General features: G+C 59.4%; 12 protein-coding genes and 1 tRNA gene. 12 read left to right on the top strand and 1 reads right to left on the bottom strand.

All coding sequences use genetic code 11. The features are described from left to right. Nucleotides 1-54 precede the first annotated feature (54 nt). The 8 genes from ACILSI_RS14630 to mscL all read left to right on the top strand — a co-directional run bounded on the left by ACILSI_RS14630 (nucleotide 55) and on the right by mscL (nucleotide 9696). On the top strand, nucleotides 55-789 hold the full coding sequence (locus ACILSI_RS14630; RefSeq protein WP_395722631.1) for a hypothetical protein: 735 nt from the start codon (nucleotides 55-57) through the stop codon (nucleotides 787-789). 94 nt (nucleotides 790-883) lie between these two features. Further along, a complete protein-coding gene (locus ACILSI_RS14625; protein WP_294381303.1) occupies nucleotides 884-1123 on the top strand; it encodes an acyl carrier protein in 240 nt (79 codons plus the stop codon). A gap of 351 nt (nucleotides 1124-1474) precedes the next feature. Further along, nucleotides 1475-2509: a patatin-like phospholipase family protein gene (locus ACILSI_RS14620; protein WP_395722630.1), complete on the top strand. Its 1035-nt coding sequence runs from the start codon at nucleotides 1475-1477 to the stop codon at nucleotides 2507-2509. Continuing rightward, nucleotides 2463-3947: a phenylacetate--CoA ligase family protein gene (locus tag ACILSI_RS14615; protein ID WP_395722629.1), complete on the top strand. Its 1485-nt coding sequence runs from the start codon at nucleotides 2463-2465 to the stop codon at nucleotides 3945-3947. The genes ACILSI_RS14620 and ACILSI_RS14615 overlap by 47 nt, the downstream gene beginning before the upstream one ends. Continuing rightward, nucleotides 3944-5215, top strand: a complete 1272-nt coding sequence (locus ACILSI_RS14610) for a thiolase family protein (protein ID WP_395722628.1) — start codon at nucleotides 3944-3946, stop codon at nucleotides 5213-5215. Before ACILSI_RS14615 ends, ACILSI_RS14610 begins: the two co-directional genes overlap by 4 nt. A 35-nt stretch (nucleotides 5216-5250) precedes the next feature. Next, on the top strand, nucleotides 5251-7287 hold the full coding sequence (locus ACILSI_RS14605) for a 3-hydroxyacyl-CoA dehydrogenase NAD-binding domain-containing protein (protein ID WP_395722627.1): 2037 nt from the start codon (nucleotides 5251-5253) through the stop codon (nucleotides 7285-7287). Nucleotides 7288-7310: 23 nt separating this feature from the next. After that, entirely contained in the window at nucleotides 7311-9152 is a 1842-nt protein-coding gene (locus ACILSI_RS14600; RefSeq protein ID WP_395722626.1) for an acyl-CoA dehydrogenase family protein, read from the top strand. Between the two features lie 79 nt (nucleotides 9153-9231). After that, a complete protein-coding gene (gene mscL, locus ACILSI_RS14595; RefSeq protein WP_395722625.1) occupies nucleotides 9232-9696 on the top strand; it encodes a large conductance mechanosensitive channel protein MscL in 465 nt (154 codons plus the stop codon). A gap of 4 nt (nucleotides 9697-9700) precedes the next feature. Here mscL and dnaB read toward each other — a convergent pair whose 3' ends face one another. Beyond that, nucleotides 9701-11212, bottom strand: a complete 1512-nt coding sequence (dnaB, locus tag ACILSI_RS14590; protein ID WP_395722624.1) for a replicative DNA helicase — start codon at nucleotides 11210-11212, stop codon at nucleotides 9701-9703. A 185-nt stretch (nucleotides 11213-11397) separates the two neighbouring features. Between dnaB and ACILSI_RS14585 the strand changes: the two genes are divergently transcribed. The 4 genes from ACILSI_RS14585 to dnaN all read left to right on the top strand — a co-directional run bounded on the left by ACILSI_RS14585 (nucleotide 11398) and on the right by dnaN (nucleotide 15178). Further along, complete coding sequence (locus tag ACILSI_RS14585) at nucleotides 11398-13107, top strand: tetratricopeptide repeat protein (protein WP_395722623.1); 1710 nt, start codon at nucleotides 11398-11400, stop codon at nucleotides 13105-13107. A gap of 72 nt (nucleotides 13108-13179) precedes the next feature. Then, nucleotides 13180-13255 (top strand) — tRNA-Ala (locus tag ACILSI_RS14580). Between the two features lie 25 nt (nucleotides 13256-13280). Then, on the top strand, nucleotides 13281-13976 hold the full coding sequence (locus tag ACILSI_RS14575) for a hypothetical protein (protein ID WP_395722622.1): 696 nt from the start codon (nucleotides 13281-13283) through the stop codon (nucleotides 13974-13976). Between the two features lie 104 nt (nucleotides 13977-14080). Next, nucleotides 14081-15178: a DNA polymerase III subunit beta gene (gene dnaN, locus ACILSI_RS14570; protein WP_395722621.1), complete on the top strand. Its 1098-nt coding sequence runs from the start codon at nucleotides 14081-14083 to the stop codon at nucleotides 15176-15178. Nucleotides 15179-15191 lie beyond the last annotated feature (13 nt).

The following is a 15191-nucleotide window of genomic DNA, read 5'->3' as shown; positions in this document are numbered from 1 at the left end:
GTCACACAAAATCCGCTGTTGCGCCTGCTTGCGGCTGCGATTGAGTCATGCCTCATGGAATCCCCCTCCTCAAGCCCGGCAGATCCTGCCGCCCCCATTGTCTGCCGTGTGACGCCCTGGTACTTCCGTCGCATGGGCATGCTCGCAGGTTTGATGCTCGTTTTCGGCCTGGTTTTCCTCTACGACGGCGTGTGGGGCTATCCGAAGTCCGTCGCCCTCGCGCAGAAGAAGGAATGGTTCACCACCGAGTTCCTGCCATCCTTTGACAAAGCGAAGCTTGAAGGCCGCCTCGACCAGTGGATCGCCGACGCGAAGGCGAAAGGCCTGCCCACCGGCAGCGAGGGCGAGCCGCCGAAGTGGGTCAGCCACGCCGCCCAGAACGGCTGGGACGAAGATCCGAAGCTCTACAGCGACCGCGAGATCGCCGAGCAGTTTTGGTTTGGATATGGCTGCATCGCCGGGGCGCTCATCACCGGCATAGTGCTCTTGTTGAACCGTGGCAAACTCCTACGCGCCGAGGCCGACCACTGGATCACCCCCGAGGGCGTCAAAATCGCCTTCTCAGACGTCTTCCGCATCGACAAGCGCAAGTGGGATCACAAAGGCCTCGCCTACGCCTGGCATCGCACCCCGGCGGGCGCGGAAAAGCGCGCCGTTATCGACGATTTGAAATTCGCCGGAGCCGATCAGGTGCTGGAGCGTTTGCTCAGTCGTTTCAGCGGTGAGTTGATCGAAAAGGTCAGCGCCACGCCGCCCGAAGTGGAAGCTCCGGCGGACAGCGCTTTGTGACGTTGTTTTTCACCACTGGAAAAACCCGCGATTTTCCCCTTGCCAAAACATAGTCAGCCGCTAAAGCTCCGCCCCACTCACCCACCCCCTCTCTATGGCAGAAAACATCACAGAAAAAGTCCGAGACATCATCGTTGAACAACTCGGCGTGAATCCCGAGCAGGTCACCCCCGAAGCCAAATTCATCGAAGATCTCGGAGCCGACTCCCTCGACACCGTCGAGTTGGTGATGGCTTTCGAAGAAGAGTTCGGCATCGACGTTCCCGACGAGGAGGCTGAAAAGCTTCAGTCTGTGGGCGACGTCGTCCGCTATGTCGAGGAAAACGCGGAGTAATCCGTTCCTCAAAAAAACTTTGCAAAAAGCCGGACGGATCCCGCCGTCCGGCTTTTTGTTTTTTCAGCCTGTCAGGGAATGATGCAAGGCAGAGTCTTGGCTTCCATCGACAGCCGATGACTCCTTATTGCTCGGGAGATCGCCCTGAAGGTTCCGAAACCCTTGGCATCAGAAAGAAGAAATGAATCTGGGTTAAGGCGCGGTGCCGCTGATCTTGGGCTATTTTAATGGCAAGAGCGCTATGAACCCGGCGTGGAGGGGCGTCGCTCATGGGGGCAAGCAAATTCACACTCAATATTTGAATCTTTTTCTTGGCGCGATGTTCTAAATCACCAACAACCACCGCAGGCCATGAACGCCAACCTCCACCTTCCTTCACGAGGATGGAGCCGTGCCGAAGAAAGCCACAAGCACGGCTCAGGGGGAGAAAGAGCGCCTCGCATCGGCCTGGTGCTCTCCAGCGGCGGCGCACGCGGTCTGGCGCACGCGGGAGTGATCCAGGTGCTTGAAGAAGAAGGTATTCAGATCGCCGCCATCGCTGGATGCAGCATGGGGGCCTATGTGGGAGCGCTGTGGGCCGCCGGGCTCAATGGTGTGCAGCTCGAAGCCCGGGCGCGCGAAATCAAAGACCGAAAAGCCCTCAAGGCATTGCTCGATTTTGTGATTCCACCCTCCGAGGGGCTTATTCGAGGTGAAAAAATCCGTCGTCACTTCGAGCGTGATCTTGGCACCAAGACTTTTGCTGATCTTGAGAGGCCGCTCCTCATCGTTGCCACTGACCTCGACCGACTCACGCCGCATGTCTTTGACTCCGGCCCCGTTTCGCCAGCCGTGCATGCCAGCGCGGCGATTCCGGCCATCTGCGCTCCTGTCCATCTCAATGGCCGTCGTTACACCGATGGCGGCACCTCGGAGCCGCTGCCAGTGACCTTGCTCAAAAAGCGCCTGCATCTCGATCACATCATCGCGGTCAATGTCATGCCCATGCCGGGCGATTTCGAGTCCAGCCTCAATGGTGATCTTAGCATGAGGGACAAGGCACCTGGCAATATCTTCGTCCGCATCTTCCGTTCGATCTGGCGCAAGCTGAACCTCCTCGCCTATGGCAACGTGCTCGACACTTTCCGCCGTGCTTTGATGGCCGCGCAGCTTCGCCTCATCGCCAAAGAGGAAGCCGCTGCCGATGTGGTGATCCATCCGCGCTTCACCACCTCGACGTGGCATGACTTTGAAAATTTCGGGCACTACCTGCAGGCCGGTCGCGATGCCGCAACCGCAGCGCTGCCTGCCATCCGTGCCCTGCTTAGCCCCGCAACCATCAACCAGGAGACAATCAGCCATGAAATTGCTCCATCACACACCCGAATGGAATACCTCGCCGCCTGAAGTTTGGAAGCACTGGCAGATCGCGCAACTGCGCGACTATCTGAACCGCCGCGTGATCCCGTTCAGCGCGCATTACGGACGCCTGTTTAAAGAACACGGCATCCACCCGCTCGACATCAAGTCGTTCGACGACTGGAGTCATGTGCCATTCACCTCGAAGCGCGATCTCGCCAATCCGCGTGACTTCGTGCTCATGCCCAATGAAGCCGTGTTGCGGCGCGAGCCCGGCATGATCTTTGACGCGCTGCTGCATGGACGTGCTGCCGCGAAAGAACACGCCGAAGCTGAGTTTCGCCCAATTCTGCTCACCAGCACCACGGGGCGTAGCTCAGACCCCGTGCCGTTTCTCTACACGAAGCACGATCTGGCCAACCTCGACCTCAGCGGCACTCGTTTGATGCTCGCTGGCCGCTCGCAGCGCGAGTTCCGGCACATGAACCTCTTTCCGTATGCACCGCACCTTGCCTTCTGGCTCGCGCATCACGCGGGACTCGGCTTTGGCACCTTCATGCTCAGCACTGGCGGTGGTAAGACGCTCGGCACCGATGGCAACATCAAGCTCATCGACAAAATCCAGCCAGACATCCTCATCGGCATGCCCACCTTCATCTACCATGTGCTGCGTGAGGCGCATGAAAGCGGCAAACGCTGGACCAATCTGAAACGTCTCGTCCTCGGCGGCGAAAAAGTCGCCGAGGGCCTCCGCGCCCGGCTGCGTGATCTCGCCACGGCACTCGGCAGCCCCGATGTGCATGTGATGGCGACGTATGGATTTACCGAGGCAAAAATGGCCTTCCCTGAATGCGTGGGCGAGTCGCATGATTCGTTTGGCTATCATCTCAGTCCCGATCTTGGTCTCGTCGAGCTCATCGACCCGAAAACCGGCGAACTCGTCCCCGATGGTCATCCCGGCGAGATCGTCTTCACGCCGCTGAACGCTCGCGGCACCGTCGTTTTGCGCTACCGCACCGGAGACATCGCCGAAGGCGGCCTCATCTGGGAAAAGTGCCCCAACTGCGGCCGCACCTGCCCGCGCCTGCTCGGTCCCATCTCACGCGTGAGCGAAGTCAAAGAGCTGAACATGGACAAGCTCAAAGGCACGCTGGTGAACTTCAACGTGCTGGAGCACCTGCTCGACGATCAGCGCGGCATCTCCGCCTGGCAGATCGAGCTGCGCAAGCGGCACGATGATCCGCTCGAAACCGACGAGGTGCATCTCCACCTCAGCGCCGAGCCGGGGGTGCAGGAGTCTGATCTCGAACGCGCCGTCTCACGCCGTTTCCACGAGGCCACGGAGATCACCCCGAACGAGCTGCATTTTCACACGCTTGCCGAAATGCGCGAGCACCTCGGCATCGGCCGCCTTCTCAAGGAGGAAAAAATCGCCGATCACCGCCCGAAACCCGTCCCCAACCCTCAACTCGCCCTCAGCTCATGAAAACTCCCTCACTCGTCATCGTCTCGGCTGTCCGCACGCCGTTCTCGCGTGCTGGAAGCGATCTCGCTCATCTCGACGCCGTCGAACTCGGGCGGCACGCGGTCGCATCGCTACTCACTCGCACCGGCATTGATCCGATGCTGGTCGATGAGACAATCTTCGGCTGCGTCGGCCAGCCTGCGGACGCGATGAACATCGCCCGCGTCATCGCCTTGCGCGCCGGTTTGCCGGAGTCCAAGCCCGCGATGACCGTGCATCGCAATTGCGCATCCGGTTTGGAGGCGATCACGCTTGCGCATGCGAAGATGTGCGCGGGGCAGGGGGAGGTCTTCATCGTTGGCGGCACGGAAAGCATGAGCCACATGCCGCTCTACTTTTCCGAGCATGCGGCGGCCAATTTCGCCGCCATGAGTCGCGCCCGTGACTTCACCGGCCGCGCCAAGGCCATGCTTAATTTCCGCCCGGCTGATTTCGCGCCTGTGATCGGCCTCAAGCTCGGCCTGACCGACCCTGTTTCCAATCTGAACATGGGCCAGACTGCCGAAGTGCTTGCGCGGGAGTTTGGCATCACGCGTGACATGCAGGACGCCTTTGCGATGCGGTCACATCTTCGCGCCACGCAGGCGAATCACCTGCTGAATCAGGAGATCGCCCCTGTTCTCGGCAAAATCATCGTTTCGACGGACAACGGCATCCGCAGTGACTCCAGCCTCGAAAAACTCGCGAAACTCAAGCCACTCTTCGACACGCTCACCGGCAGTGTCACCGCCGGAAACTCCTCGCAGATCACGGATGGTGCCGTGGCGCTGCTTGTCGCGACGGAAGAAGCTGCTGCCGCACACAACTGGAAACCGCTGGGTCGTCTTGTCAGCTACGCGGCGACCGGCTGTGACCCCGTGCGCATGGGACTTGGCCCGGTGCGCGCGATGGATGCCGCGCTGCATCGCGGCGGCTGGAAACTCGATGACGCTGATGTCATCGAGATCAACGAGGCCTTCGCCGTGCAGGTGCTGGCGGTGATGAAATGCCTCGCTGATCCCGCCAGCGCCCGCCGTGCCGGTTTGGAGGCTCCGCTTGGCGAAATCGACCCCGCCAAGATCAACGCCTGCGGCGGTGCCATCGCGCTCGGCCACCCTGTCGGCGCCAGCGGCGCTCGTCTGGTGCAAACCGCGCTCAATCAGCTTCACGCCACCGATTCCAAACGCGCCGTCATCAGCCTCTGCGTCGGCGGAGGGCAGGGGATGGCCGCCTGTCTCGAAGCACTCTGAATTTCAAGCTCACTCATCGCATCCAACCTAACGCCATGAAAACACTCCTCACCTACTGTCCCTCGATCATCCATGACCCTCCGCATGTGCTGGAGGACATCGTTCACGGTCATCCGATCCAGCCGAAGCACTTCCGACTTGAGGTCGATCACGACGGCATCGCGTGGCTGGTCTTCGACACGCCGAAGTCCTCCGTCAACGTCTGGAATGAGGAGACGCTGCGCGAGTTTAATCACAACCTTGAGTCTCTAGAACACGACACCCGTGTTAAGGCGCTCGTGCTGCGCAGCGGCAAGGATCGCATCTTTGTGGCCGGGGCAGACCTCAAGGGCATCCGCAGCATGCAGCCCATGCGTGTGAACGATCTCATCTGGCTCGGCCAAGCCGTGTTTGACCGGTTGGCACGGCTCAAGATGCCAAAAATCGCCTCGATTCACGGCGCGTGCATGGGCGGTGGCTTTGAAGTCACGCTCGCCTGCGACTGGCGTATCGCCAGCGATCATCCTTCGACAAAAATTGGCCTGCCGGAAACGCAGCTTGGCATTCTTCCGGCCTGGGGCGGTTCCACTCGGCTGCCTCGCCTCATTGGCGTGCGCAAGGCGCTCGATCTCATCACCAGCGGCAAATTGCTCAGCGCATCTGCCGCGAAACATGCGGGCCTCGTCAGCCATGTCGTGGCTCCCGAGCATCTCGAAACACTCGCCCGTCGTCTGGTGCGTGAAAAACGCCCCACAGCGCGATTCCACCTCGAAAACCTGTTTGCGCCGCTCATCGGTCGCATTGCCAAAAAGAAGGCTCTGGCGAAGACACGCGGGCTTTATCCCTCCATCACGAAGGCCATCGAAGTCGTCACCCACGCGGTGAGTCGCGAGCTTGAAGATGGATTCAAGCTGGAGCGCGACGCGGTGGCGGAACTCATCAAAAACCGCGAAACCGCCCGGTTGATCGATCTTTTCTTCAAGCGCGAGGAAGCCAGCAAACGTCCCGCTCTCGTCGGGACGGCGATTCCCATCCACGATGCCGTTGTCATCGGCGCGGGCGTGATGGGCGCTGGCATTGCGCACACACTCGCTTCGCGTGGCGTCCGGGTCTTGATGACGGATGTCACCTCCGACAGCCTCGCGCGTGGCCTGGAACGGATTCATGGCCTCGTTTCAGATGCCGCGCGCCGCAGGCTGGTCAGCAAAGTCCAGGCGCGTGACACGCTTGATCGCATCAGCACCACACACACGCCGGTGCCGTTGAACCGTCATCATCTCGTCATTGAGGCGGCCACGGAGAGCATGGAGTTGAAGAAAAAGATCTTCGCTGATCTTGCTGCCCGTGTTTCGAGCGACACCATCCTCGCCACGAACACCAGCGCGCTTTCCGTCGCCGAACTCGCCAAGACAGTGCCGCATCCTGAGCGTGTGATCGGCCTGCATTTCTTCAACCCGGTGCATCGTATGCCGTTGGTGGAGATCATCACGCTGCCTGAAACCTCGCCCGATGTGCTCGCCACGGCGATCAGCTTTGTGCAGAAGGCCGGCAAGACACCGGTGGTCGTCAAAGACAGCCCCGGCTTCCTCGTGAACCGCATTTTGATGCCGTATCTCATGGAGGCCGTCCGGTTGCATGAGAACGGCATTCCCGTGAAGGACATCGACGAGGCCATGCTCGAATTTGGCATGCCGATGGGGCCGATGCGTCTGCTGGATGAGATCGGCATTGATGTGGCCGCGCACGTCGCCAAAACACTCGCCGCCGCCTTCCCGGAGCGCTTTCCGCAGTCGAATGCGCTCAATAAAATGGTCGCTGTTGGTCATCTCGGCAAAAAAGCCGGGCTGGGCTTTTACCGTTATGAAAACGGGAAGGAGATCGCTCTCGGCAGGCATGCGGATGTGCCGCGTCATGAGAGCATCCAGACGAATCTCGCGCTGCTCATCAGCCAGGAGGCGATGCGGTGCCTCAAGGAGGGCATCGCCCGCAACGCCGATGACATCGACCTCGCGATGGTGCTCGGCACCGGCTACCCGCCGTTTCGCGGCGGTCCCATCACTTTCGCCCGGGACACGGGCATCATTGATTATTAAACCATCACCTGGAGGACAAGGCCATGAACTCTACCACACTCGAAGAAGCGAAAACCCTCATCGACACATCCCGCATGAACGCGGGGCAGCGTGCCGCGCTGGAAATGGCGGAAGCCGCCCGCGACGAGCGGCGCAACACCGGACTCGCCGCCGGGATTTTCTTTGGCGATCCGGATTTCGACAGGCTGCTTCCGTTTCCGAAACAAAGCGTCGAAGATCACGATCAAGGCGATGCCTTTCTGCACCGGCTTGAGGCCGTGCTCGACCAATTCGCCGATCCTGATGCCATTGACGCCACGGGCGAGATTCCTGACGAACTGCTGAACGAGCTGGCGAAGCTTGGCGCGTTCGGCATCAAAATTCCGGTCAGATACGGCGGCCTGGGGTTGTCGCAGACGAATTATTCTCGCGCGGCGATGTTGCTGGGCAGTCGTTGCGGCAATCTGGCGGCGCTGCTTTCTGCGCATCAGTCGATTGGCGCGCCGCAGCCGCTCATTCTGTTTGGCACCGAGGAACAGAAGGCGAAATACCTGCCTCGTTGCGCACGAGGTGAGATCAGCGCGTTTGCTTTGACCGAAAACGATGTCGGCTCCGATCCGGCAAGGATGAAGACTGAGGCGGTGCTGGATGGAGATGATTACATCCTCAATGGCGAGAAGCTGTGGTGTACGAACGGCACGAAGGCCGGAATGATCGTGGTGATGGCGAAAACGCCGTTGCCTGGCAAGCCGCATGCGACTTCTGCCTTCATCGTCGAAACAAGCTGGCCGGGTGTGGAAATCATTCATCGCTGCCGCTTCATGGGCCTCAAGGCGCTCTACAACGGCGTGATCCGTTTTGAAAACGTGCGCGTGCCGGTGACGAACGTGCTGGGCGGTGTCGGACGTGGCTTGAAGGTGGCTTTGACGACGCTGAACACGGGCCGGATTACACTTCCTGCGGCATGCACGGGATTGTCACAGCGCTGCCTCGACATAAGCACACGCTGGGCGAAGTCGCGCGAGCAGTGGGGTCAGCCGATTGGTCGTCACGCGGCGGTGGCTGACAAACTCAGCCGCATGGCCGCCGACACCTTCGCGATGGAGAGCGTCGTGCGTTATGTCTCGGCGCTCGTGGACAAAGACAAGCACGCCGACGTGCGGCTTGAAGCTGCGATCGGCAAACTGTGGAGCAGCGAGAAGTCCTGGCGCATCATGGATGACACGATGCAGATTCGTGGCGGGCGTGGTTTTGAAACGGCGCAGTCGCTTAAAGCGCGTGGCGAGGTGCCGGAGCCGGTGGAGCGGCTGTTCCGCGACTCACGCATCAACACGATCTTCGAGGGCAGCAGTGAGATCATGCGTCTGTTCATCGCCCGCGAGGCGCTGGAGCCGCATTTGAGGCTCGGAGCTGAAGCGGTGAACTCGACCTTGCCTTGGAAGGTTCGCGCGAAGGCTGCGATGCGCGCTGCACGGTTCTACGCGACGTGGTATCCGATGAAATGGCTGCCGTTTGGCTCCGGTGATGCCAAAGAGCTGCTGCATCCTGATTTGCAGGCCGATTTGGACGCTGTGGCCCGTCTGAGCCGCAAACTGGCGCGTGATCTGTTCCTCGCGATGGCGATGAACGGGCCGAAACTCGAAAAACGGCAGGTTCTGCTTGGTCACTTTGTCGATGTCGGCGCGGAGTTGTTTGTGTGGAGCTGCGCTCTGGCGCATGCCGAGTCCAAAATCACGGACTCATCAATGCCAGAGGCCGAGATCGGCAAGCTGGTGCGTTTGGTGAAGTTCTTCGGTAAAATCACCCGCGAGCGCATCGCGGCGAGCTTTGCCAAGCTGCATGCTGGTATCGATTCGGAGAGCTGGAAGGTGGCGCAGGAACTTTGAACTGGCGTGGATGATGCTGGGTGGATATATCGTGGCCGGTTCGAAGAACCGGCCACATCCACTTCAAATATCCAGCCTCATGCTCAAAGAATTCAAGGCATTCATCCTCAAAGGCAACGTCATCGACCTCTCCACCGGTGTGATCATTGGCGCTGCGTTCACAGGCATCGTCACCGCCTTCACCAAGGGCATTGTCGAGCCGATCCTGGCGTTGCCCGGTGGTGGCTCCAGCCCGAAGCTGACGATTCCGATCAAGGAAACGATGGTCGAGGTGGCGAAGCTGGGTGCGGATGGCAAACCGGTCATGGAGAACGGCAAGGCCGTGATGGAAATGGTCCCCAAGATCATCGAACTCGATCTCGGCCTCATCATCGGCGCCGTGATCAGCTTTCTCATCACGGCGGCAGTCGTCTTTTTTGTGATTGTGAAGCCCATCAACAAGCTGATGGCGCTGACGAAGAAAAAAGAAGCCGAAGCGCCACCGCCTGCGCCTGCCGCAGACATTGTGCTGCTCACGGAAATCCGCGACCTGCTAAAAAAGTAGGACGCTACGGCGACTCCGCTTCTTCGCTTCGTTCGACGAAACGCATGGCGTGGTCGATGAAACGTAGGAGGACGTCGTCGGTGGGGCCGTTGCGGTTTTTGGCGAGGATGAGCATGGCCTCGCCTTTTTTCTTTTCCTCAGCCTCCTCGTCTTCGACTTCCATCTTCGCGCCAGCGTAGTCCGAACGCGTGAGGAGACCGACCATGTCGGCGTCCTGCTCGATGGAGCCCGATTCGCGAAGATCGGAAAGTACGGGGCGCTGGCCTTTGCGGGATTCGACCGCACGATTGAGCTGGGCGAGGACGATGATCGGAACGTTGAGTTCTTTGGCGAGACCTTTGATGCCGGCGGAGATTTCCGCGATTTCGATCTGACGGTTGTCCTTGGCCCGGCGGCTCTGGGAGGTGACGAGCTGAAGATAATCGATCATGATCATCTGAATGCCGTGCTGTTTTTTGAGGCGGCGTGACTTGGCGCGCATCTCCATGATGTCGAGACCGGGCGTTTCATCGATGAAGATGTGCGCTTTTTGGAGGTCACGTGTGGCTTTGGCCAGCGCGTCCTGCTGCGCACGAGAAAGGAGGCCGCGTGAGAGATCCTGCATGCTCAATCGCGCACGGGAGACGAGCAGACGACGAACGAGCATGGTGGCGCTCATTTCGAGGGAGAACACGGCGCAGGGCGTGTTGCAGTCCACGGCGATGTGCTCGACGATGTTCATCGCGAGCGAGGTTTTGCCCATCGACGGACGGGCGGCGATGACGAACATTTCGCCGCCTTGCAGGCCGGAACTCATGCTGTCGAGCTTGCTGTAGCCGGTGGAGAGGCCGCGAAGCTGGCCGGGATGCTCCAGCATGTACTGGATGCTGTCGATGGCATCCATGACGTGGGTGGAGAGCGTTTTGATGCCCTCCTTGGCTCCGACGGATTCTCTCACCGCGAGGACACGCTGCTCAGCGTGGTCGATGAGCGTGTCGATGTTCTCATCCATCTGCTCTTTCCCGTGCTCGTAGGCGTGATGGATGTTCAGCGAACTGGCGTGGATGAGCTCACGCAGGATGTGCTTGTCGAGAACGATCTTCTTATAATACGGGAAGTGCGAAGGGATCGGGACGAAGGCGAACAGCTCCGAGATCGCGGCGGCACCGCCGACCTTGTCGAGGAGGTTCTGCTCCCGCAGCGCGTGGGTCAGCGTGACGGGATCGACGGGCAGGTTTTTGTCGTAAAACTCCAGCAGCTTCTCGTAAATCGTGCGGTTGGCGTCGTGGTAAAAGGCGAGCGCGGGGAGTGTGACGCGGCACTCGCTCAGGCGTTCAACCGGATCCTGGAGGAGGCAGGAGAGAACGCCTTTTTCGGCTTCGTCACTGAAAGGCAGGGCACGATTGAAGGAGGCGAGAAGTTCCTCCGCCGAGGGGATTTCATTGCGCTTTTTAAAATTCTCCCGTTTTGGCGCGGAAACTTCGGCTCCGCCTGGGGATGCGGTTGCGGCGGTGTTGGGAGTGGAGTTTTCGGCCATGAGGGCGCTCAGAATGGCAGGGCGGGGGAATCGCGTCAACGCCGCAGGCTGTTGAGATTGTGTGAGAGAGTTTGGTGAGCTTAACAAAAATCTTTCAGCTAATGCTTGATTTGTATGGGCTTTATCCTGAAAAATGAACGCTTCCCGTATCGCCGGGTCAAACGCCCCTCCCACTAACAACCAATATGTTACTCACAGCTATCAAACTTAAATTCGCGGCCTTGGTCGCGGTCGCCGGCATCGACACTGCCGAAATGCCCGGTGCCTCGAAGGAATTCGTTGATATCCTCACGAGCCTGAAGGCAGAGCAGGACAAAGTGCAGCAAAACCCCGGTGCGAATAACACCGACATCAACAAGTCGTTTAACGACGCCGTCGCCAAGGTGCGAGAACTGGTTCAGAAGGGTGACAAAGACGCGACTTACGCGCTTGCCCACTGGGGCGTGCTCAGCGGTGCCAACATCAACGAAGTGGCTGCGTTGTTCCGCAAGGCTGCTGACCAGGGACAGATTCTCGCTAAGTCCGAGCTGGCCCAGGTGCTCATGCAGGCCGGGGCGCAAAATCCCGAGGCAGTCAAGGAAGCCATCAAGCTCATCAAAGATGCTGAGGCTGCTGACAACAAAGTTGCCCGCCGCATGCTGGCCCAGCTTCACCTGCAAGGGGTGACCGAAGGTGAAAAGGGAGTCGTCGTTGTCGAAAAAAGCGTGGCCAAGGCCAAAGAGCTTCTCGACAAAGGCAACAAGGCAGGGGACGGCGAGGCCACCCTTGGTCTGGCGCAGTTGTATTCGGCTGGAGTCGAAGGTGTGCAGCAGGATCATCAGAAGGCGCTTGAATACCTCATTCAGGCAGGCACGCAGGGCAACGCGGTGGCGCTCAGCACCTATGGTGCCCGTCTTCTCAATGGCGATCCAGACACCAAGGAAAGCCCCAAGCTTGTGAAGAAGGACGTGGCCGCCGCGCTCAAAATGTTCAACGACGCTGCTGAGAAGGGCCTGGCTGCTGCCAACCGTATCCTTGGTCAGATCTATGAAAACGGTGTCGGTCCAGATGGTGTGGATGTGAAGCAGGACGTCACCAAGGCGTTTGAATACTACACCAAGGCAGCCAACGGCAACGATCCCCAGGCTCTGTTCCGTCTGGGCAATGCCTTTGAAACCGGCATCATCAAAGACCCCAAGGGCAAGCGTGATGACAAGGAAAACGTCCTCATCCAGCCGAATCCGAAGAGCGCCCTCGACCTCTACCGTCTCGCCGCTCAGAACAATCTGGCCGAGGCCTTCTTCAATGTGGGCGTGTACTACGAAACTGGCACTGTGGTGGACAAAGACCCTGCCAAGGCATTCACCTTCCACATGAAGGCTTCCACCGCCGGCATCCCGCAGGCGATGAACCGTCTCGCCGGCCTCTATGCCAATGGAACCGGTGTGACGCAGGACTTGGTTGCAGCCGCCGGCTGGTACCAGCGTGCCGCAAGCATGGGCTTCGCTCCTGCGCAGATCGCATTGGGCATTCTGTATGAACAGGGAGCTGGCGTGCCCCAGAGCCGCACTGTGGCCGCTGGTCATTACTCCGATGCCGCCCAGCAGGGCAATGCACTCGCGATGCTTCGTCTGGCGAATCTTTATGCTGTGGGTGTGAATCCCGGCACTCCTGAGTTCCCACGTGCATGGGCTTATGCCAAGCAGGCCGATGACCTCGCCAAAGCCAGCGGTAACAAGGCTGACCTCGACGTCACCGCCAACGTGATTTCGCAACTGGAAGCCAAGATGGCCGACGCCGACAAGGCCGAAGCCAAGAAGATCTATGACAAGCTGCCGAAGCCTCAGGCTGCTCCTGCCGCCGCCCCCACACCTGCCGCCGCCCCGGCCGCTGGTGAATCAAAGAAGAAGAAATAAGCACTTGTCAAAATAGACCTCTTTGCTAGTCTCCGGCTCCCCAAAACAGGGGAGCCGGTTTTTTTTAATTCCGGGGCATTAGCTCAGTTGGTAGAGCGCCTGCATGGCATGCAGGAGGTCAGCGGTTCGAACCCGCTATGCTCCACCACCGCAACCGTTGGAGAAATCCCGCCATGAAGCGCTTGCTGATCCTGTTGTTGGTCTGCGGTAGTGGCATCACTCCGACACAGAAGGCAGCGGCTCGTGAAGTGCAGAGCCACGGTTTGCTTTTTGAGCAATGGCTGCGCGAGACCTTTTTCGGTGGTTACATGCCGGAAAGCCATACGCAGAAGTGGGACATTCCCGCTGCGGCCAATCCTGATCATGGCCGTGTTCCCGTGAATCCCAAGGCGGCGAAGCATGGAACACCGGTGGGCCTGGGGGACGCGCTGAGGCAGTTTGAGATCGCTGAGACTTTCATGCTCATCGTGGGCTTCTGGCAACAGACGACTCCAAACGAAAAACGATGGACGAATGTCCAGTCGGTCGTTGTGACACCGGAAAAATGGAAAAAACTCTGGTTTCCGGTCACCTCCGAGGATCTCAAAAAGCTAGACACTGTCATCAAGGACAAGTCGTTGAGCCTGGAGGAGGCCCGAGTGCGGGCGCAGTCGATCAAATCACGGCATCCCTTCACCGAGGCGGTGATTCAGGTGAATCCGAAGATCGACGGCAGCCAGCGCCGCCTGCAATGCAGTCTGCGATTTGACGATTTCTTCAAGCATCTCGCGCCACAGGCGTCGTCAGTTCCTCAGGTTCAGCCGCAGGTTTTTGGAGTGCCTATTCCAGCCGCTTTTGAGTCCGCGCCGCGCAAATTGGGGCCGCCTTGACGCAAAGGAATGCAGATTGCAGTTAGACACCCTGATTTTTCCGCTCAATATCCTTGCCGTTTCAACGGGGTTTGTTAACAAATCGCCCCATAGCAGGCATTTTTATGAAGTTCACCATCAGCAAGGAATCATTCCTGGACGCCATCAACCAGGTTCAGCATGTGGTCAGTTCGCGCACCACGCTCGCCATCCTCTCCAATGTCCTGCTCAAGGCCAAGGATGGGGTGCTGGAGCTCACCACCACCGACCTCGACGTGGGGGTGACATGTTCCGTTCCTGCGGAAGTGGACGAGCCGGGGGCCACCACGCTGCCGGCGAGGCGTCTCGCCACCATCGTTCGTGAGCTGCCTGCTGAGGAGATCGAGTTCAAGGTGGACGAGAAAAACGTCGCCTCCATCCGTAGCGGCCCCAGCTATTTCAAGGTTCTCGGCCTCACCAGCGAGGAATTCCCTGCGCTGCCGCGTTTTGATGACGCGCGTGAGTTCCGCATTGAGCAGCAGGTGCTGCGCGATTGCCTCCGCAAGACCAGCTACGCCATCTCGACCGATGAGACCCGTTATGTGCTCAACGGCATCCTGTTTTCCTTCAAGGACAATGCTCTGACGATGGTCGCTACCGACGGGCGCCGCCTTGCGATGGTCGAGCAAGAACTGGAATTCCCGCAGAGTCAGGAGATCGACATCATCGTGCCCACCAAGGCTGTGAACGAGCTTTCCCGTCTATTGGAGGACTCGGGGGAGGTCGCCATACGCGTCACAGGCTCCCAGGTTGGCTTTGACCTCGGTGACAGCCTGCTCGTCAGCAAGCTGATCGACGGCAACTATCCGAACTACCGCCAGGTCATCCCAGGAGATTCCAAAGAGCGCATCCCGCTTGAGCGCGAGGCATTCCTCCGCGCCATTTCGCGCGTGTCGTTGCTTACCACGGACAAGTCGAACTCCATCAAGTTCATCTTCACTCCGGGCAGTTGTGAGATTGTGGCTTCCTCGCCGGACATTGGTGAGGCGCGTGAAACGCTCGCCATCAACTACAAAGGCGTTCCGATCACCATCGCCTTCAATCCTGAGTTCTCCATGGCCCCGCTGCGCAATCTGAGCGCCGATGAGGTGCATCTGCACCTGATTGATGAGATCAGCCCCGGGGTGCTGCGCAGCGGCACGAACTTCCTCTATGTGCTCATGCCCATGCGCGTGAATGCCTGACCCGGACCTTTTT

This window comes from Prosthecobacter sp., from assembly GCF_044232965.1.
Classification (GTDB): Bacteria; Verrucomicrobiota; Verrucomicrobiia; order Verrucomicrobiales; family Verrucomicrobiaceae; genus Prosthecobacter.
This window is presented reverse-complemented; position numbering and strand designations above follow the sequence as displayed.

What these genes read in the sequence shown, in the direction of transcription:
- ACILSI_RS14630 (WP_395722631.1), top strand. Translation starts at nt 55, where the DNA reads ATGGAATCCCCCTCCTCAAGCCCGGCAGATCCTGCCGCCCCCATTGTC.
- ACILSI_RS14625 (WP_294381303.1), top strand. Translation starts at nt 884, where the DNA reads ATGGCAGAAAACATCACAGAAAAAGTCCGAGACATCATCGTTGAACAA.
- ACILSI_RS14620 (WP_395722630.1), top strand. Translation starts at nt 1,475, where the DNA reads ATGAACGCCAACCTCCACCTTCCTTCACGAGGATGGAGCCGTGCCGAA.
- ACILSI_RS14615 (WP_395722629.1), top strand. Translation starts at nt 2,463, where the DNA reads ATGAAATTGCTCCATCACACACCCGAATGGAATACCTCGCCGCCTGAA.
- ACILSI_RS14610 (WP_395722628.1), top strand. Translation starts at nt 3,944, where the DNA reads ATGAAAACTCCCTCACTCGTCATCGTCTCGGCTGTCCGCACGCCGTTC.
- ACILSI_RS14605 (WP_395722627.1), top strand. Translation starts at nt 5,251, where the DNA reads ATGAAAACACTCCTCACCTACTGTCCCTCGATCATCCATGACCCTCCG.
- ACILSI_RS14600 (WP_395722626.1), top strand. Translation starts at nt 7,311, where the DNA reads ATGAACTCTACCACACTCGAAGAAGCGAAAACCCTCATCGACACATCC.
- mscL (WP_395722625.1), top strand. Translation starts at nt 9,232, where the DNA reads ATGCTCAAAGAATTCAAGGCATTCATCCTCAAAGGCAACGTCATCGAC.
- dnaB (WP_395722624.1), bottom strand. Translation starts at nt 11,212, where the DNA reads ATGGCCGAAAACTCCACTCCCAACACCGCCGCAACCGCATCCCCAGGC.
- ACILSI_RS14585 (WP_395722623.1), top strand. Translation starts at nt 11,398, where the DNA reads ATGTTACTCACAGCTATCAAACTTAAATTCGCGGCCTTGGTCGCGGTC.
- ACILSI_RS14575 (WP_395722622.1), top strand. Translation starts at nt 13,281, where the DNA reads ATGAAGCGCTTGCTGATCCTGTTGTTGGTCTGCGGTAGTGGCATCACT.
- dnaN (WP_395722621.1), top strand. Translation starts at nt 14,081, where the DNA reads ATGAAGTTCACCATCAGCAAGGAATCATTCCTGGACGCCATCAACCAG.